The organism is Streptomyces sp. NPDC031265, from assembly GCF_055570295.1.
Genome location: NZ_JBVIHM010000003.1, coordinates 383,946 through 403,155 on the forward strand (window position 1 = coordinate 383,946; position 19,210 = coordinate 403,155).

The 19,210-nt window shown below is 74.7% G+C and carries 9 protein-coding genes; 7 read left to right on the plus strand and 2 right to left on the minus strand.

The window, feature by feature from the left end; translation table 11 throughout:
• The first annotated feature begins 278 nt into the window (after positions 1-278).
• Genes ACZ499_RS08285 through ACZ499_RS08310 form a run of 6 tightly spaced genes read left to right on the plus strand, consistent with a single transcriptional unit; the run spans position 279 to position 15,079 of the window.
• A complete protein-coding gene (locus ACZ499_RS08285; RefSeq protein WP_468673272.1) occupies positions 279-7,112 on the plus strand; it encodes an SDR family NAD(P)-dependent oxidoreductase in 6,834 nt (2,277 codons plus the stop codon).
• Between the two features lies 1 nt (position 7,113).
• Positions 7,114-11,607, plus strand: a complete 4,494-nt coding sequence (locus ACZ499_RS08290) for a beta-ketoacyl synthase N-terminal-like domain-containing protein (protein ID WP_468673273.1) — start codon at positions 7,114-7,116, stop codon at positions 11,605-11,607.
• The gene (locus ACZ499_RS08295; RefSeq protein ID WP_468673274.1) at positions 11,604-11,957 is read left to right on the plus strand and encodes a phosphopantetheine-binding protein; all 354 of its coding nucleotides are present in this window, start codon (positions 11,604-11,606) and stop codon (positions 11,955-11,957) included. Before ACZ499_RS08290 ends, ACZ499_RS08295 begins: the two co-directional genes overlap by 4 nt.
• On the plus strand, positions 11,948-12,805 hold the full coding sequence (locus ACZ499_RS08300; protein WP_468673275.1) for an alpha/beta fold hydrolase: 858 nt from the start codon (positions 11,948-11,950) through the stop codon (positions 12,803-12,805). Before ACZ499_RS08295 ends, ACZ499_RS08300 begins: the two co-directional genes overlap by 10 nt.
• Positions 12,802-14,034, plus strand: coding sequence for a glycosyltransferase (locus tag ACZ499_RS08305; protein WP_468673276.1), 1,233 nt, complete (start codon positions 12,802-12,804; stop codon positions 14,032-14,034). Before ACZ499_RS08300 ends, ACZ499_RS08305 begins: the two co-directional genes overlap by 4 nt.
• Complete coding sequence (locus ACZ499_RS08310; protein ID WP_468673277.1) at positions 14,021-15,079, plus strand: class I SAM-dependent methyltransferase; 1,059 nt, start codon at positions 14,021-14,023, stop codon at positions 15,077-15,079. Before ACZ499_RS08305 ends, ACZ499_RS08310 begins: the two co-directional genes overlap by 14 nt.
• A 9-nt stretch (positions 15,080-15,088) precedes the next feature.
• Here ACZ499_RS08310 and ACZ499_RS08315 read toward each other — a convergent pair whose 3' ends face one another.
• Positions 15,089-16,159 (minus strand): ATP-dependent DNA ligase, encoded by a 1,071-nt coding sequence (locus ACZ499_RS08315; RefSeq protein ID WP_468673278.1) that lies wholly within the window; start codon positions 16,157-16,159, stop codon positions 15,089-15,091.
• Between the two features lie 65 nt (positions 16,160-16,224).
• Between ACZ499_RS08315 and ligD the strand changes: the two genes are divergently transcribed.
• On the plus strand, positions 16,225-17,250 hold the full coding sequence (gene ligD, locus ACZ499_RS08320; RefSeq protein WP_468673279.1) for a non-homologous end-joining DNA ligase: 1,026 nt from the start codon (positions 16,225-16,227) through the stop codon (positions 17,248-17,250).
• Positions 17,251-17,257: 7 nt separating this feature from the next.
• Here the strand turns inward: ligD and ACZ499_RS08325 are convergent, their stop codons facing one another.
• Positions 17,258-18,874, minus strand: coding sequence for a serine/threonine-protein kinase (locus ACZ499_RS08325; protein WP_468673280.1), 1,617 nt, complete (start codon positions 18,872-18,874; stop codon positions 17,258-17,260).
• Positions 18,875-19,210 lie beyond the last annotated feature (336 nt).

Below are 19,210 nucleotides of genomic sequence, written 5' to 3' on the forward strand. Positions count from 1 at the left end.
GCTCGCCCCGGTCCTCCCCGTCGGGCGGCGCCAGTCGAGAGTCCCCGCCCCACCGCGCGACCCTGCGCCACCGCAAGTCACGGCAGCGGTACGAGTCACGGCACCAGCGCAAGTCCCCGTATCAGCGCACCTCCCGGCAGTGGTACGAGCTCCACCGGCGTCCCGCGCCGCCGGACGGCCCGCCCCCGGCCGTCCGGCGGGCCCGCCGCCCCGAGCCCCCGGCGCTCACCGCTGCCGTCACCCCCCTCGCAGCTCCATCGGTCTGATTCGGAGTGTTCATGACGCCCGTAGCGCCGAACCCTGAACTTGTCATCGGATTGAGCCCGTTAGGCCTGCCCGACCCGCGTCCGGTCGCCGCGGTCCGCCAGGCCGGCGGACTCGGAGTGCTGGATCTCGGGGCGGGCGACCGCCGTGCCAGAGAGGCGCTCGCACGCGTACGGCGCTGGACGGCGGACGCGTGTGCCGTCCGGGTCGGGCCGTCCTGCGCGCTGACGCCCGAGGAGGTGGCCGAGGAGTGCGGCGGTGTCCTTCCGTCCGTGGTGCTGCTCGCCGCCGACGCGGACTGGAAGATCAGCCAACTGGCCGACGAATGCCGGGTGTTGGCAGAAGTCGGGGACCGGGAGGAGGCTCGCCGGGCAGCGGCGGACGGCGCGTACGGGCTCGTGGCGCGCGGCAGCGAGTGCGGTGGCCGCAGTGGCGAGCTGGGCACGTTCGTCCTCCTCCAGGCGCTGCTCGCCGACCCGGCGTACGACCTGCCCGTGTGGGCCTGCGGGGGCATCGGTCCCCGTACGGCGGCGGCGGCCGTGGTCGGCGGCGCTGCCGGGGTCGTCCTCGACACCCAGCTGGCCCTGCTCGCCGAGTCCGGGGTCGCGGACGAGGCGGCGGCCGCACTGCGCACGACGGACGGGTCCGAGACGAGCGTCGTCGACGGCGTCCGGGCGCTGCGGAACGCGCGCACCGGCCTCCAGCTCCCCGTCGGCCAGGACGGGTTCCTCGCCGCCCGGTTCGCCGAACGGTGGGGCACCGTGGCCGGTGCCGTGCGCGGGGTGCGCGAGGCCATTCTGGCCGCCGTGGGCGACCCGGCCGTGGCGCGGACCCTGGCGGCGGGCTCCACGATGGCGGACGCGCTCGGCACCCGTCTGCCGGTCGTGCAGGGCCCGATGACGCGGGTCAGCGACCGGGCGGGCTTCGCGGCGGCCGTGGCGCGCGAAGGGGCGCTGCCGATGCTGGCGCTCGCCCTGTCCGACGGCCAGCAGAGCCGCGCCCTCCTCGAACGGACCCGCGACGAACTGGGCGAACGGCCCTGGGGCGTGGGCATCCTCGGCTTCACGGACAGCCGGATCAGGGCGGAACAGCTGGCGGCCGTACGGGCGGTCCGGCCCACGCACGCGATCATCGCCGGGGGCCGCCCCTCCCAGGCGGCCGATCTGGAGGCGGCCGGGATCAAGACGTTCCTGCACGTGCCGTCAGCCACGCTGCTCACCCAGTTCATTGACATGGGCATGCGTAGGTTTGTCTTCGAAGGCGCCGAATGCGGCGGACATGTCGGACCGCGCAACAGCTTTCCGCTCTGGGAAGCACAGCTGACGGTGGTCGAGGAGTACGTGGCCCGCGCGCCCGGCACCGCGGGCGACTTCCAGGTACTGCTCGCGGGCGGCATCCACGACGAGCGCTCCTCGGCCATGGCCGCCGCGCTCACCGCCCCGCTCGCCGCGCGCGGGGTCGCGGTCGGCGTCCTGATGGGCACCGCGTACCTCTTCACGGCCGAGGCGGTCGAATGCGGCGCGATCCAGCCGGTGTTCCAGCGCCAGGTGATCGCCGCCGGGGCCACCGCGCTCCTGGAGAGCGCCCCGGGCCACGCCACCCGCTGCGTCGCCAGCCCGTACACCGCCGACTACGCGGCCGCCCGCGCGCGCCTGCACGCCGACGGCACCCCCGGCCGCCAGGCGTGGGAGGAGCTGGAGCGGCTGAACATCGGGCGGCTGCGGATCGCCAGCAAGGGGGTCGAGCGGGAGGGCGGCGAGCTGCGGCCCGTCTCCGAGCAACGCCAGCTGGACGCCGGGATGTTCATGGCCGGGGAGGTGGCCGTGCTGCGCTCGGCGGCCACGACCGTCGGCGCGCTGCACGACGCCGTGAGCCGGGGCGCCGCCGCCTTCGCCGGGCGGCGCGCGGCCGAGCTGGACGAAGCCCCCGGCACGGCCGAGGACGTCGTCGAGGAGCCCGCCGCGCAGCCGCTCGACATCGCTGTCGTGGGCATGGCCTGCATGTTTCCGCAGGCCCCCGATCTGGCGACGTACTGGGCGAACGTCGTCGGCGGCGTCGACGCGGTCACCGAAGTCCCCGCCGACCGCTGGGACCCGGAGATCTACCACGACGCCACGGGGGAGCGCGCCGGTACGACCGCGTCGCGGTGGGGAGGCTTCCTGCCGCCGATCCCCTTCGACCCGTTCGCGTACGGCATCCCGCCCGCCTCGCTCGGCAGCATCGAGCCCGTGCAGCTGCTCGCCCTCGAAGCGGCCCGGCGGGCGCTGGAGGACGCCGGGTACGGCGACCGGCCCTTCGACCGCTCCCGTACGTCCGTGGTCTTCGGGGCCGAGTCGGGCAGCGACCTGTCCGGCGCGACCACCCTGCGCACGGTCCTGCCCGCCTATCTGGGGGAGATTCCGGCCGCCGTCGAGGAGCAGTTGCCGACGCTCACCGAGGACTCCTTCCCCGGCATGCTCGCCAATGTCATCGCGGGCCGGATCGCCAACCGCCTCGACCTCGGCGGCGCCAACTACACGGTCGACGCGGCCTGCGCCTCCTCGCTCGCCGCGCTCGACGTGGCCTGCAAGGAACTCGCCTCCGGCACCAGCGAGTTGGTGCTCTGCGGCGGCGCCGATCTGCACAACGGGATCAACGACTACCTGCTGTTCTCGTCGGTGCGCGCCCTCTCCCCGACCGGTCGCTCCCGTACGTTCGACGCCTCCGCCGACGGCACCGTGCTCGGCGAGGGCGTGGCCTGCGTCGCGCTGAAGCGCCTGGCCGACGCCGAGCGGGACGGCGACCGCGTCTACGCCGTGGTCAAGGGCATCGGCAGCGCGAGCGACGGCCGCTCCCTCGGGCTCACCGCGCCCCGGCCCGAGGGCCAGCGGGCCGCGCTGGAACGGGCGTACCGGGCGGCCGGAGTGTCGCCCGCCCGGGTCGGCCTGGTCGAGGCGCACGGCACCGGGACCGTGGTCGGCGACCGCACCGAACTGGCCACGCTGACCGCCGTTTTCACCGAGTCGGGCGCGGCGCCGGGCGGCTGCGCCCTCGGCTCGGTCAAGTCCCAGCTGGGCCACACCAAGTGCGCGGCGGGCCTGGCGGGCCTGATCAAGGCGGCGATGGCCCTGCACACCGGAATCACCCCGCCCACGCTCCACCTCCAGCAGCCGAACGCGGCCTGGGACCCCGCGACCAGCCCCTTCGCCTTCCACACCGAGGCCCGGCCGTGGGCGGCCCCGGTGGCCGAACGGATCGCCGGGGTCAGCGCGTTCGGCTTCGGCGGCACCAACTTCCACGCGGTGCTCACCGCCCACGACGCGGACGCGCCACCGGCCCAGGGGTACGAGGCATGGCCGGCCGAACTGTTCCTGTTCCGGGGCGCCGACACGGCGGCGGCCGGACGGGAGGCGCAGTGGCTGCTGGGCGCGCTGGGTGAGCCGGGTGAGCCGGGTGAGCCGGGCACGGGCCTGCGGCTGCGGGACGCGGCGCTGGTGGCGTCCCGGCGCGCCGAAACCCGGCCGGGACCGGTGCGGATCGCTGTCGTCGCGGAGAGCGTGGACGAGCTGCGTGGGCTCCTGCGGAAGGCGGGGGCCGGGGAGCGGGGGCGGGGGGTGTATCTGGCCGACGGGCCCGGGACGGACGGGTCCGAGTCGGGCGGGCTCGGGACGGGCACGCCCGGGACGGACGGGCCCGGGGACAGCGCCCTCGGAGCCGGCCCCAAGGTCGCCTTCCTCTTCCCCGGCCAGGGCAGCCAGCGGCCCGGCATGCTCGCCGAGCTCCTCGTCGCGTTCCCGGAGGCCGCGCAACTGGTGCGGCAAGGCGGGGCGTACGCCCATGCGCTCTATCCGCCGAAGGCCTTCGGCCCGGGCGCGGACGACCGCCAGCAGGAGGCTCTGAAGGACACCCGGATGGCTCAACCGGCCCTGGGAATAGTCGAGCTGACGGCGAGTCATGTGCTGGATTGGGCAGGCGTACGGCCCGACATGGCGGGCGGGCACTCCTACGGGGAACTCGTGGCCCTGGCGGCCGCCGGAGCCCTGACCCCGGACGCGCTGCTCGATCTGAGCGCCCGCCGGGCCGGGTCGATCCTGGATTCGCTCGGGGAGGACCCCGGCGCCATGGCGGCGGTCACGGCCGCCCCCGCCGACGTGGAGCGCGTCCTCACCGGGGCGGGGCTGAGAGACCGGGTCGTCGCCGCCAACCGCAACGGCCCCCGGCAGACCATCGTCTCCGGCCCCACCGCCCTGGTGGACGAGGCGATGGACCACCTCCGGGGCGCGGGCCACCACGTGCGGCGCATCCCGGTCGCCTGCGCCTTCCACAGCCCGCTGGTCGCCGGTGCGGGCGAGCGGTTCGCCCCGGTCCTGGCCCGGCACACGGTCAGGGCGCCGGAGTTCCCGGTCTGGGCCAACCGGACGGCCGCCGTCTATCCGGCCCGGCCCGATGGCGTACGCGCCGAACTGGCCGCGCAGATCGGATCCCCGGTGCGGTTCGCCGAGCAGGTCGAGGCGATGTACGCGGCGGGGGCGAGGGTCTTCGTCGAGGCGGGCCCGGGCGCGGTGCTCACCGGCCTCGTCGGTCAGATCCTGGGCGACCGCCCGCACCTGGCGGTCGCCTGCGAGCCCCGCCCCGGCGCCGGGCTGCGCGGCCTGCTGGAGTCGCTGGCGCGGCTCGCGGTCGCGGGTGTGCCGGTACGCGCCGGGCGGCTCCTCCAGGGCCGGGGCGCGGTCACGGCGCGGCCGGAGCCGCCCGGCTGGACCGTGGACGGCCAACTGGTCCGCACCCGCTCCGGCGACCTGCTGCCCGGAGCCCTGCAACCGGCCCGACGGGTCAGTCTGGAGACGAGCACGGTGACGCGCGACAGCGATGCCCAGCATGACCTCATCGCGGACTTCCTGCGCACGACGCGCGAGCTGGTCGCGGCCCAACGGGACGTCCTGCTCACGCACTTGGGGGCGACGGGCGCAGCCGCCTCCCCGCCGCCGGTCCCTCCTCGTACGGACGCCGCTCCGCAGGCCGTTCTCCTGGCCGTGTCCGAGGAGGCTCCGCCCGCCGAGGCTCCGCGCCCGGTCGTGGTGGACATCGAGCAGGCCGTGCTCACCGTCATCAGCGAACGCACCGGCTATCCGGCCGACATGATCGAACCCGATCTGGACCTCGAAGCGGATCTGAGCATCGACTCCATCAAGCGCACCGAGATCGTCGGCGAGCTGGCCCGCCACCTCGCGGGGACCCGTACGTTCGACGACGCGGAGATGGAGGAGCTGTCGCGGGCCAGGACGGTCGCCGCGATCACGGCGTGGATCACCGGGCATGAGACTCCGGCGGAGCCGAAGCCCGAGCCCCAGCCCGCGATTGCCGGACCCGATCCGGTCCACGGCGTCGCCCCGCGCCGCTTCCTCCTTGAGGAGACCCCCCTCGAACTGCCGCCCACCCCGCCGGACGCCTCCCTCCACGGCAGGCGCTTCGCCCTGCTCGGGGGCGGTGCCACCGCAGAGGAGCTGGCGGCCCGGCTGGTGGACAGGGGCGCGGAGGCTCTCGCGTACGACACCGGCCGGCGGCTCGACCCGGCAGACGGCCCCCTCGACGGGGTCTTCCACCTGGGGGCCGTCGTCCCCGCGGCCCCGGCCGACGGTGGCGGGGCGCTGCTCCCCGGGGCCTTCGAGGTGTTCCGGGCCGCCCTGCGCCTCGGACCCCGCTGGCTGATCTGCGGCAGGACCGCGCCCGGCGCCGGAGAGGACGCGGGGGCGGGCCTGCACGGGCTGTTCCGGACCATCGGGCGGGAGTACGACGACGTCGCCGCCCGTGTCGTCGACCTCGACCCGGCGGCCACGGCCGGGCAGCGGGCCGACTTCCTGCTGGCCGAGCTGTACGCCGAGGACCGTGCCCCCGTCGTCGTGCGCACCGCCGCCGGGCGGTACGGGCACGCGCTCGTGGAGCGCGGCCTCGGCGCTCTGGCGCGGACCGGGGCCGGACCCGCCGGGGACGGGGCCGCCGAAGCGGCGGCGCTCGGGCTCGACCGGGACTCCGTCGTCGTGCTCGCCGGTGGCGCGCGCGGGATCACCGCCGACTTCGCCCTGGCGCTCGCGGCGGCCTCCCACTGCCGGATCGAGCTCCTCGGCAGGACCCCGCTGCCCGCCGCACCCGAGGACCCGGAGCTCGCGGGAGCCGGCGACGCGGCCGGGCTGCGGGCGCTGCTCGCCGCCCGGGGCGACCTGGCCCCCGCCGCCATCGAGCGCGAGGTCAGGAACGTCCTCGCGAGCCGTGAAGTCGCCCACACCCTTGACCGGTTGGGGCGGCTCGGCAGCCCCGCCGCGTACCGCGTCGCCGACATGTGCGACGGCGGGGCCGTGGCCCAGGCAGTCAAGGAGATCCAGGCGGAGCACGGGCGCATCGACGTGGTGGTGTACGCGGCGGGCGTGATCGAGGACCGGCTCATCGAGGAGAAGGACCCCGAGTCGTTCCGGCGGGTGTACGCGACGAAGGTGGACGGCGCCCGCGCGCTGCTCGACGCCGCCTCCCAGCTCCCCCACGGCCCCCGGACGGCCGTGCTGTTCGGCAGCGTCTCCGCCGTACTCGGCAACCGGGGACAGTGCGACTACGCCGCCGCCAACGACGCGCTCGCGGGCCTCGGCGAGCGGTGGGCGGCGCGGCGCACCGGGCGGCGGGCGCTGACCGTGCACTGGGGGCCGTGGGCGCCGTCCGGAGTGCACGGCGGCATGGTCACCCCGCACCTCGCCCGCGAGTACGCCCGGCGCGGTGTGGCCCTCATCGACCGCGAGGAGGGGGCGCTCGCCCTGCTGCGGGAGCTGGCCTGGGGCGACGTGTCGGCCACGTCCGTCGTCTACACGGCATCGGGCTGGTGAGATGGCCGACGACAGGCAAACCGTGGGGGAGCGTCAAGTCCCCGTCGCCATCGTCGGTATGGCCGTCCTGCTGCCCGGCGCCAAGGACCTGGACGCGTACTGGCGCAACCTCGTCGACGGTGTGGACGCCGTACGGGAGGTGCCCGAGGGGCGCTGGGACCCGGTCTACTACCGGCCCGGCGACCCCGGCGGCGCCGCCGACCGGATCTACTGCCGGCGCGGCGGCTTCGTGGACGGCCTCGCCGAGGTCGACGCCGCCCGCTTCGGCATCATGCCGAGCTCGGTCGCGGGCACCGAGCCCGACCAGCTCATCGCGCTCTCGGTCGCGTCCCGGGCGATCGCGGACGCGGGCGGCGAGGAGCGGCTGCCCGAGCGCGGCCGGGTCGGGGTGGTCCTGGGCCGGGGCGGCTACCTCAACCCGGGCCTCGTCCGGCTCGACCAACGGGTGCGCACCGCACACCAGTTGACGCACACCCTGGGCGAGCTGCTGCCCCACCTCGCGCCGGACCAGCTCGACCGGGTACGGGCCGCCTTCACCGAGACGCTGGGGCCCGAGCACCCGGAGTCGGCCATCGGGCTCGTCCCCAACCTGGCGGCGTCCCGCATCGCCAACCGCCTGGACCTGCGGGGCCCGGCGTACACGGTGGACGCGGCCTGCGCGTCCTCGCTGATCGCGGTCGACCAGGCGGTCGGCGAACTGGCCTCGGGCCGCTGCGACCTGATGCTCGCGGGCGGCGTCCACCACTGCCACGACATCACGCTGTGGAGCGTCTTCGCCCAGCTGCGCGCCCTCTCGCCGAGTCAGCGCAGCCGCCCCTTCCACGCGGCGGCCGACGGCATCCTCATCGGCGAGGGCACCGGTGTCGTCGCCCTCAAGCGCCTCGCGGACGCCGAACGCGACGGCGACCGCGTGTACGCGGTGATCCGTGGCACCGGCGTCGCGGGCGACGGCCGCGCCGCCGGGCTGATGAACCCCGACCCGGGCGGCCAGACCCGAGCGGTCCGGCAGGCCTGGCGAGCGGCGGGCCTCGACCCGCGCGGCCCCGGCTCCCTCGGCCTCCTCGAAGCGCACGGCACCGGCACCCCGGCGGGCGACGCGGCCGAACTGGCAACACTGGCCGCGGTGTTCGGGCCTGGCGCGGACGGCCCGGCCGCGCCCGTCATCGGCTCGGTGAAGTCGATGATCGGACACTGCATGCCCGCGGCGGGCGTCGCCGGACTGGTGAAGGCGGCCCTCGCCGTGCACCACGCGACCCTGCTGCCGACCCTGCACTGCGACGATCCGCACCCCGCCCTCGCCCGCACCCGGTTCCGCCCGGCGGCGGTCGCCCGCCCGTGGGAGGGGCCGCTGCGCCGGGCCGCCGTCAACGCGTTCGGGTTCGGCGGGATCAACGCCCATGTGGTGCTTGAGCAGGCACCGGGAGCCGTGCCGGCCCCACGCCGGGCGGCCGTGCGCGAACCGGAGCGGGTGCTGCGCCTGAGCGCCGGTACGGCGGAGGGCCTGGCGCGGCTCCTGGACGCGGACGACGCGACGGTACGGGAGCGGGGCGCCGCCCCGTATCCGCAGGACACCCCGGAAAACCCCGCCGCCCGGCTCGGCGTCGTCGATCCGACCGCCAAGCGGCTGGCGCTCGCCCGTCGTGCGGTGGCCCAGGGTCGCCCGTGGCGCGGCCGCAGCGACGTGTGGTTCGCCCCGCGTCCGCTGCTGGGGAAGGCGGGCGGGGGCAAGGTGGCGTTCGTCTTCCCCGGTCTGGAGGCCGAGTTCGCGCCCCGGGTGGACGAGGTGGCCGAGCACTACGGGCTGCGGCTGCCGGGCCGTGCGTACACCGAGGCGACCGACGTCGCCCGGCACGGGCTCGGCGTCCTCCGCGTCGGCCGGGTCCTCGACGAGGCCCTGCGCGCGCTCGGCGTCCGGCCCGACGGGGTCGCCGGACACAGCGTCGGGGAGTGGACGGCGATGATCGCGGGCGGCATGTTCGCGGCCGGCAAGGCCGACGACTTCTTCGCCTCCTTCGACCCCGACTCGCTCCGGGTGCCGGGCCTGGCGTTCGCGGCGATCGGCGCCCCGGCGGCCCGGGTGGCCGAGGCGCTCACCGACTGGCCCGATCTCGTCCTCTCGCACGACAACTCGCCCGGCCAGTCGATGGTGTGCGGCCCGGAGCGGCCGGTCGAGGAGTTCGCGGCGAAGCTCCGGGCCGAGCGCCTGATCTGCCAGGTGCTCCCGTTCCGCTCCGGCTTCCACACGCCGATGCTCGCCCCGTACCTGGGCCCCATGAAGCGGGGTGTGGACGCGGCGGAGATCCTTCCGCAGCGGGTCCCGGTCTGGTCCGGCACCACGGCGGCGCCGTTCCCGGCCGACCCCGACGAGGTCCGCGCCCTGTTCGTCCGCCACCTCCTGGAGCCGGTACGGTTCCGGCCGCTCGTCGACGCCATGTACGCGGCGGGTTTCCGGGCCTTCGTCCAGGTGGGCACGGGCCGACTGACCTCGCTGATCGACGACACCCTCAAGACCCGCGACCACCTCACGCTGTCCGCCAACTCGCCCCGGCGCGGCGGACTCGCGCAGCTGCTGCGGGTGGAGGCGGGGCTGTGGGCGGAGGGGTACGCGCTCTCCCCCGCCCGGCCGGACGGGCCGCGCTCCTCCGCCGCCCCGATCCCCCTCGACCTCGGAGCCGCGCTGGTCCCCCTCGACCCCCACCGCCTGGACGAGTTACGTGCCGAGCTGAGTCCCCGTACCGGGGCAGGGGCCGAACACTCCGTATCCACGGGCCTGTTGGGAGACTCGCTCACCCGCCGCCACCCCGTCGCCGCAGAGCTCGACGCGCTGATGCGGGAGACGGCGGACAGCGTGAAGGCCGTACTGGAGGCGGCGACGGCCCCGCCGAGGCCGACCACCGGCACACCGGCCGCACCGCAGAGAGCGCCCGCACCCGACACGCCTGCACCACCCCCCGAGCACCGCACCCGACTCCGCGTGTCCACCGCCGACATGCCCTACCTCCTCGACCACTGCTTCTTCCCGCAGCGGCCCGGCTGGCCCGATCCCGCCGACCGGCATCCGGTCGTGCCCGCCACCACCGTCCTGCACCATCTGATGGCCGCCGCCGAGCGGGCCGTGCCCGGGCAACGGGCCGTCGCCGTCCATGACGTGCGGCTGGAGAAGTGGGTCAACGCCATCCCGGCCGTGGACGTGACGATCACCGCCCGGCCGGACGGTCCCGGACGGTGGGCCGTCGCGTTCGGGCCGTACGCCCGCGCGAGCGTCCACCTGGCCCCCGCCTACCCGGCCCCGCCGCCCGCGCCACCGCTGGACGCGGCCGACGAGCGCCCGCCCGGCATCGCGGCGGCCCAGCTGTACGAGGACCGGTGGATGTTCCACGGGCCCGCCTTCCAGGGCGTCACCGCGCTGCGAGGGCTCGGGCCCGGCCACGTCCGGGGCACGATCACCACGCCGTCCGCGCCGGGCGCGCTCCTCGACAACGTGGGCCAACTCCTGGGCTACTGGCTGATGTCGACCCACCCCACCCGGACGGTGATCTTCCCCGTCGCCCTGGCGGCGGCCCGCTTCTTCGGGCCGCCCCCGCCCAGCGGCACCCCCGTCGACTGCCACGCCGTCATCACCTCGCTCACCGAGGACACCCTCCTCGCCGACGTCCGGCTCACCCTGCCCGACGGGACGGTGTGGGCGGAGCTCGCCGGCTGGCGCGACCGCCGGTTCTCCGGGCTCGACGCACGCAGGTCCGGCGGCTATCCGGAACACCTCGCCCTCGCCGAGGCCCAGCCCGGCGGCTGGTGCCTGCTGCGGGACGCGTGGCCTGACCTGGCCTCCCGCGACCTGCTGATGCGCATGCAGCTCGGCCGGGCCGAGCGCGAGGCGTACGAGACGAAGCCGCCGCGTGGCCGTCGGCAGTGGCTGCTCGGCCGGATCGCCGCCAAGGACGCGGTACGGCGGTGGCTGTGGGAGCGCGGCGAGGGCGCGGTGTTCCCGGCCGAGATCGAGATCGTGAACGAGGAGTCGGGGCGGCCCCGTGCCGTGGGGGTGCACGGCCGTACGCTCCCGGCGCTCGACCTGTCCCTCGCCCACCGGGGCGACCTCGCGGTCGCACTCGTACGCCCGGCCGGGCCCGGCCCGTATCCGTACGACACCGGTGTCGGCATCGACATCGAAGAGATCACGGACCGCACCCCCCAGACCCGCCGCGTCGCCCTCGGCCCCCGCGAACTCGGCCTCCTGGACCGGCTCGTCACCGGGACCGGGGAGTCCGAGGCCCTGTGGTTCACCCGGTTCTGGGCGGCCAAGGAGGCCGCCGCCAAGGCGGAGGGCACCGGGTTCGGCGGGCGGCCGCACGCCTTCCAAGTGACCGGTGCGGCCCCCGGCTCCCTCACCGTCACCGTCGACGGCCGCCGCCACCACGTCCATTGCACGCTCGTCGACCCCACCCATGTCGTGGCCTGGACCACGTCTGCGACGACCCTCAAGGAGAACACCCAGTGACCACCAGCGAACGGCTGCCCGGCCCCGTCCCGCTCGCCCCGCCGGACGAGGAGCAGGTTCTGGCCGAGATCGCCGGGCTGATCGTGGAGGTGCTCGGGGACTACGCCCCCGACCCCGCCGACATCCGCCCCGAGACCCTGTTCGGCGACGATCTGGAGCTGGAGAGCATCGATCTCGTCATGCTGTCCGGACACCTCCAGGAGCGGTACGGCGAACAGGTCAACTTCGCCGAGTTCGTGGCCTCTCTGGAGATCGACGAGGTCATCGCGCTGTCCGTCGGACGGCTCGTCGACCATGTCCTGCGCAGCCTCGGCACGGCCCCGGAAGCGGGAGCCGCTCCATGGTCATGATCCGCGCGAACGGTCTCGGCCTGCACGTCCAGCGGCTGCGCCCGCCCGACCGACGGCCGGACGCGACCGTGGTGTTCGTACACGGCGCCTTCATCGACAGCCTCGCCAGCTACTACTTCACCCTCGGCCCCAAGTTCGCCGAGGCCGGGTTCGACGCAGTCATGTACGACCTGCGGGGGCACGGCCGCAGCGAACGCCCGCCCAGCGGCTACGCCCTGGAGCACTTCACCGCCGATCTCGACGCACTGCTCGATGAACTGGGCATCGCCCACCCCGTCCACCTCGTCGGCAACTCCTTCGGCGGCACGGTCGCCCTCGACTTCGTCGTCCACCGGCCCGATCGCGTCGCCACCGTCACCGTGGTCGAGTCGGGGCCCGCCAGCCGGGCCTGGTCGCACACGATGACGTCCGCCCTGCGCCACGCCGGGGACATGGGGGACGATGAGGCGCTGGTGTGGTTCACCGAGCAGTACGGGACGCTTTCCTCGACCCGGACCGGCGACGCCCGCCACGACGCGCACATCCGCCGCCTCGGCCGGGCCGCCGCCCGGCTCGTACGCTCCACCACCATCGCCGAGGACATGCCCACCGGACGGGTGCTCACCGACGAACAGCTGGGCGGGGTGCGCTGTCCGGTGCTGCTGGTCAACGGGCAGGAGGGGCTGGTGGCTGCCGAGTCCGCCCGGCTGCGGTCGCTGCTGCCGCGCTGCCGGGTCGCGGTGGTGCCGGGGCAGAAGCACTCGGTCCTGGTCGAGGCCTCCGACGCGGTCGGGCGGCTCGCCCTGGACTGGGTCCGCGAGCACGCCGGGGCCGCGCCCGAGCCCAGTGGACCGGGGCCGGTCCGGTGAGCCGCTTCCTGTTCGTGGTGCCGCCGCTGACCGGCCACATCAACCCGGCCGCCGCCGTCGCCGCCGAGCTGACCGCGCGGGGCCACGAAGTGGCGTGGGCGGGGCGGCCGGCGATCGTCGAGCGGCTGGCGGGGGAGCGGCCCCGGGTGTACGGGTGTGCCGGGCCCGACCACCTCGCGGGACGGCCGCCGCAGCTGCGCGGAGTGGCGGCGCTGAAGTTCCTGTGGGCCGACTTCCTCGGCCCGCTCGCCGAGGCGATGGCGCCCGGGGTGGCGGCGGCGATCGCCGCGTTCCGGCCGGACGTGGTGGTGGCCGACCAGCAGACCGTGGCGGGCGCCCTGGTGGCGGAGCGGCTCGGGGTGCCCTTCGCGACCTCGTCGACCACCTCGGCCGAACTCACCGACAGCATGGCCGGAATGCCGGGCGTGCACAGCTGGCTCACCGGGCTGCTCGGCGAGCTGAGGCAACGCATCGGCGATCCGGCCGCCACCCACGACCCGCGCTTCTCCCCGGCCCTCACCCTCGCCTTCACCACCCCGGAGCTGACCGGCCCGTACACCACACCTCAGACGGATCTGCGCTTCGTCGGGCCGGCGCTGGCCGCCCGGCGCTCCGCCTGCGGGGACTTCCCCTGGCAGTGGCTGGACCTGGCGCCGGGGACGGCGGCGGTCCTGATCACGCTGGGGACGGCCAACACGGATGCGGGCGGCCGCTTCCTCACCGAGAGCGTCGCGGCGGTACGCGCCCGCACCGGCCGGCTGCGGGCGGTGGTCTGCGACCCCGGCGGGCTGCTCGGGGCGATACCGCCCGGCCCCGATGTGCTGATCAGGGCGGAGCTGCCGCAAGTCGCCCTGCTTGAGCGGATGTCGGCGGTCGTCTGCCACGCGGGGCACAACACCGTCACCGAGGCGCTGTGGCACGGGGTGCCGCTGGTGGTGGCGCCGATCCGGGACGACCAGCCGGTCGTGGCGGCCCAAGTGGTGGGCGCCGGGGCCGGGGTGAGGGTGAAGTTCGCGCGGGCGGGGCGCGAGCAGATCGGCGCGGCCCTGGACGCGGTGGTGACCGAGCCCGGCTACCGGGACGCGGCCCGACGCATCCGGGACGCGTTCCGCGCGGCCGGCGGCGAGTCGGCCGCCGCCACGCACCTCGAGAAGCTCGCCGCCGCAGCACCCGTCGCAGGACACCCCCGACAGAGCCCGACCGAGAGGGACGCACATGCCCGACAGTGAACGGATCGCCGCCCTCCGCCCGTCGTACCAGGACGAGCTGGCCCGTGGCACGGGCCGCTTCTTCCTGCCGGCGCGCACCGACTGCCCGTGGTGCCTGGGCACGGACCTGCGCCGCAAGTTCCGCACCACGGACCTCATCCAGGGCAAGCCCGGCGAGTTCGTCCTCGACCAGTGCCGCGGTTGCGGTCACATCTTCCAGAACCCGAGGCTGAGCCAGGAGGGCCTGGACTTCTACTACCGGGACTTCTACGACGGCCTCGGCGCGGAGACCACCGCCAAGATGTTCGAGGGCAACGGCAGCAAGAAGCGGTTCCGCCGCAGCGCCCGGGCGCTGCGGCGCGTCGCCCTGCCCGGCCGGTGGCTGGACGTCGGCACCTCGCTCGGCCACTTCTGCGCCACCGCCAAAGAAGTGCTGCCCGACACCGGGTTCGACGGTCTCGACATGGGCGAGGGCGTCGAGCTCGCGGCCAAGGAGGGCCGGATCGAGGAGGCCTACCGGGGCCTTTTCGTGGACGTCGCCGACGAGATGGCGGGCCGCTATGACGCGGTCAGCATGTTCCACTACCTGGAGCACACCCTCGACCCGCACCGCGAACTCGCCGCCGCGCACACGGCGTTGGCCCCCGGCGGCCATCTGCTGATCGAGGTCCCCGACCCCGAGTCGCTGTCGGGGCGGCTGCTTGGCCGACTCTGGCTGCCCTGGTTCCAGCCCCAGCACCTGAACCTCGTCCCGATGGGCAATCTGTGCCGACGGCTGCGCGACCTCGGCTTCACCGTCGTGGTGGCCGAGCGGCGCGACGCCCACATCCCCGCCGACCTGGTGTGCGCCACCTGGTTCCTCTTCGACCGGCTGCTGCCGCGCGACGACGCACCCTGGCGGGGCCGCCGCCCCGGCCGCGCCGCACGAGCCGTCCGGTTCGCGCTGGTGTGGGCGGCCGTGCCGGTGCTGATCGCGGTGTACGGACTCGACCAGCTGCTCAACCCGCTGGTGCGGCGGACGCGGTTCTCCAACGCGTACCGGGTGATCGCCCGCCGCGACGGGTGAGCGCGCCGGTCACCCGCCCGACAGCACCTCCGTCAGGTCGTAGCGGACCGGTTCCTCCAGCTGGGTGTACGTACAGCTGCCGGGGGACCGGTCCGGGCGCCAGCGGCGGAACTGGGCGGTGTGCCGGAAGCGGTCGCCCTCCATGTGGTCGTAGGCCACCTCGCACACCCGCTCCGGGCGCAGCGCCACCCACGAAAGGTCCTTCTTGCCGGTCCAGCGGCTCTGCGCCCCCGGCAGCCGGGCGCCCTCGTGGGCGGACGCGTCCAGCCAGGCCGCCCAGGGGTGCCCGCCGCCCACCGGGTCGTCCATCAGGAGCGGCGCCAGCTCCTCGACGAGCTCGGCCCGCCGCCTCATCGGGAAGGCCGCGCAGACGCCGACGTGCTGGAGGGCGCCGGAGCCCTCGTACAGGCCGAGCAGGAGCGATCCGACGACCGGACCGCTCTTGTGGAAGCGGTAGCCCGCCACCACCACGTCGGCCGTGCGCTCGTGCTTGATCTTGTACATCAGCCGGGCGTCCGGGCGGTAGCGCAGATCGAGCGGCTTGGCCACCACCCCGTCGAGCCCGGCGCCCTCATACCGCTCGAACCACTCCTGGGCCTCTTCGGCGTCCGTTGTGGCGGGCGCCAGGTGCACCGGCGCCGTGACGCCCTCCAGGGCCCCGGTCAGGGCCGCCCGGCGCTCGCTCAGCGGGGTGTCCAGCAGCGAGTCGTCCCCGAGGGCCAGCAGGTCGAATGCGACGAAGCTGGCCGGGGTCCGCTCGGCCAGCAGGTTCACCCGGGAGGCGGCCGGGTGGATGCGCTCGGTGAGCCGGTCGAAGTCGAGGCGGCCCTCGTGGACGATGACGATCTCGCCGTCCACCACACAGCGCTGCGGCAGCCGCTCCTTGAGGGCCTCGGCGAGCTCGGGGAAGTAGCGGGTCAGCGGCTTGCCGTTGCGGCTGCCGATGACGATCTCGTCGCCGTCGCGGTGCACGATCGCACGGAAGCCGTCCCACTTCGCCTCGTACTGCATCCCGGGCGGAATCCTGGCGACCGACTTGGCGAGCATCGGCTTCATGGGCGGCATCACCGGCAGATCCATGCCATTGATTCTCACCGGACTGTGCCGATATGCGCCATTTGCTGCTCACGCCTACCGTGGCCTGCATGGGCACGAGCAACGGCGAGGCCATCGAGCTGGACGTGGCCGGACGCGCCGTCCGGCTGTCCAACCCGAACAAGGTGTACTTCCCGGAGCGCGGCTACACCAAGCTGGACGTGGCCACGTACTACCTGGCCGTCGCCGACGGGATCACCCGCGCCCTGCGCGACCGCCCGACCACTCTGGAGCGCTACCCGGACGGCGTCGACGGCGAGTCCTTCTTCCAGAAGCGCGCCCCCAAGAACCTGCCCGAGTGGATCCCGACCGCCCGTATCTCCTTCCCCAGCGGCCGCCACGCCGACGAGATCTGCCCGACCGAGCCCGCCGCCGTCCTGTGGGCCGCCAACCTGGGCTGTCTCACCTTCCACCCGTGGCCGGTGCGGCGCGCGGCCACCGACCACCCGGACGAACTCCGCATCGACCTGGACCCCCAGCCCGGCACCGACTTCGACGACGCGGTCCCGGTCGCCCACGAACTGCGCGCCCTGCTCGACGAGTCGGGCATCAGGGGCTGGCCCAAGACGTCCGGCGGCCGCGGCATCCACGTCTTCGTCCCGATCGAGCCCCGCTGGACCTTCACCGAGGTGCGCCGCTGCGCCATCGCCCTCGGGCGCGAGCTGGAGCGGCGCATGGCGGGGAAGGTCACCACCGCGTGGTGGAAGGAGGAGCGCGGCGAGCGGATCTTCGTGGACTACAACCAGACGGCCCGCGACCGCACCATCGCCTCCGCCTACTCGGTCCGCCCCAAGCCGCACGCCCCGGTCTCCGCGCCGCTGCGCTGGGACGAGCTCGACGGCGTCCACCCCGAGGACTTCGACCTGAAGACCATGCCCGCGCGGTACGCCGAGGTGGGAGACGTCCACGCGGACATGGAGGACCACGCCTTCGGCCTGGAGCCGCTCCTCGAACTGGCCGCCCGCGACGAGCACGAACACGAGCTGGGCGACATGCCGTACCCGCCGGACTACCCCAAGATGCCCGGGGAGCCCCTGCGGGTGCAGCCGAGCCGGGCCAGGAAGAAGGAGTCCTAGCGACGCGTCATTGCGTGTCGACGTCGGCCGTGACGATGGTGCCATGGCCAACGGTGTACGTGCCCGCGAAGAACTTGTGCGTGCCGTCCGTCTGCAGCGCGTCGAGCCGCACGCCCACGGTGTCCCCGGAGACGGACTCGACGGTGACCGTATCGGAGACGGTGGTGGAGAGGCCCTTGACGTAGGAGTCGTAGGTGCCGCCCAGGTTCTTCCCCCCGAGGTCCCATGCGCGCGCGTAGTCCTTGGCGTTGACGGCAGCGAAGTAGTCCTCGACGACCTGCTGGGCGGGTGCGGTCGTGGCGGTCGTGGCGTTTGTGGCGGTCGGTGGGACTGATGTCGGTGCGGGGCTGGATCGTGCCGGTGCCGGGATCTCGCCGGCCCGGCTGGGAGGGTGCTGGGTGGCCGTCCGGGTGACAATGCTCTGCGAGATGGCGGGCGCGGGCTGCGGGGTGTCCCGGGAGCCGAGGGTCATCACCGCGGCTGCGCCGCCGCCCGCCAGTACCGCGGCCAGTGCGGCCCCGGCGATCAGCAGCGACTTGCGCCGTCTGCGCCGACCGTCGCCCGCGCCGCCCGGATGGTCGTCGTGGTCGGCGGAGGCCACCCGTACGGTCGGCGGGGTGGCCGCCCGATGCTCGTCGTATGCCGCCTGACCGGACCCGGCCCGGTCGCCCAACGCGTAGGGCGGCACCGGCGTGTGCGGTGGCGTTCGGGTCGCTTCCGGGGCGAAGCGCTCCTTGCCACCGCTGTCCGTCGGCGGCGCCACCTGCGTGGGCGGATGCTCCGCCGCCCCGGGCGCGCTCACCGGTAGCCCGGCCGCCACATCGCCCAGCATCCGCTGGGCCTGCTCGGCTGTGACCCGCTCGTTCGGGTCCTTGCGAAGCAGTGCTTCTATGACCGGGGCCAGCGGGCCCGCGTGCCGGGGTTCCGGAAGCTCCTCGGCGACCACCGCCTGCAAGGTGCTCATCGTCGTGGTGCGGCGGAACGGTGACTGCCCCTCCACCGCGGCGTACAGCGTCACACCGAGCGACCACAGATCGGACTCCGGACCCGGCCGGTGGCCCATGGCACGCTCCGGGGCGAGGTAGTCCGGCGAACCGACGACGTCGCCGGTGCGCGTCAGGCCGCTGGAACCCCCCATGACGGCGATGCCGAAATCGCCCAGCACCACCCGGCCGCCGCGCTCAAGCAGCACGTTGGCCGGTTTGACGTCCCGGTGGAGAACCCCGAGCTGGTGCGCCCGGTCCAGTGCCGACAGCAACTGCGCTCCGAGTCGCGCCGCGTCCCGTGGCAGCAGCGTCCCCTCGGTGGCAATGACGTCGGCGAGTGACTGGCCGTCGATCAGCTCCATCACGATCCAAGGTCGACCGTCCTCTTCCAGCACATCGAATACGGTGACGACCCCCGGGTGTTTGACCCGCGCCGCGGCCCGTGCCTCCTGCTCCATGCGGGCGTGCAGCACCGCGAGCTCCTCGTGCGGCAGGCCGCTGACCGTCAGTTCCTTCACCGCCACCTCACGGCTGAGCACCTGATCCTGCGCCCGCCACACGGTGCCCATCCCGCCGCGGCCGAGCTGTTCGACGAGGAGATACCGGCCGGCCAGCAGCCGTTCCGCATCGGCACTCATGGTGCTCCCGAGGCGTGATCGGGCAGGCGGGGGCACCGGGCAGATGGTGTATGCGTCGTCATGGTTCCTCACTTCCGCCGTCATGCGGCCGAGGATCCCGCCCCATTCCATGCTGAGCCGACTGCTCGGTGTTGTCGCGCCGAACCGGACCGCGCAGGCCGTGCGTCGGAAGAAAGTGCTCGTGATGACTCGGTGCCGCGGTCGCCTTCTGCGTGCCCGCGACGGGCCGCCCCCGGCTCCGGACCGGCTGCGAGGCGGCCTGGACCCGGTCCCTGGGCCCTGTCGTCACCTTCCCGTCTGCCCCGCGCCCGCCTCCGGGCGGACGACGGGAAGGTG

Excerpts from the sequence above, each read along its gene's own strand:
- ACZ499_RS08310 (WP_468673277.1), top strand. The coding sequence starts at position 14,021 with ATGCCCGACAGTGAACGGATCGCCGCCCTCCGCCCGTCGTACCAGGAC.
- ACZ499_RS08325 (WP_468673280.1), bottom strand. The coding sequence starts at position 18,874 with ATGAGTGCCGATGCGGAACGGCTGCTGGCCGGCCGGTATCTCCTCGTC.
- ACZ499_RS08290 (WP_468673273.1), top strand. The coding sequence starts at position 7,114 with ATGGCCGACGACAGGCAAACCGTGGGGGAGCGTCAAGTCCCCGTCGCC.
- ACZ499_RS08315 (WP_468673278.1), bottom strand. The coding sequence starts at position 16,159 with ATGGATCTGCCGGTGATGCCGCCCATGAAGCCGATGCTCGCCAAGTCG.
- ACZ499_RS08300 (WP_468673275.1), top strand. The coding sequence starts at position 11,948 with ATGGTCATGATCCGCGCGAACGGTCTCGGCCTGCACGTCCAGCGGCTG.
- ACZ499_RS08285 (WP_468673272.1), top strand. The coding sequence starts at position 279 with ATGACGCCCGTAGCGCCGAACCCTGAACTTGTCATCGGATTGAGCCCG.
- ligD (WP_468673279.1), top strand. The coding sequence starts at position 16,225 with ATGGGCACGAGCAACGGCGAGGCCATCGAGCTGGACGTGGCCGGACGC.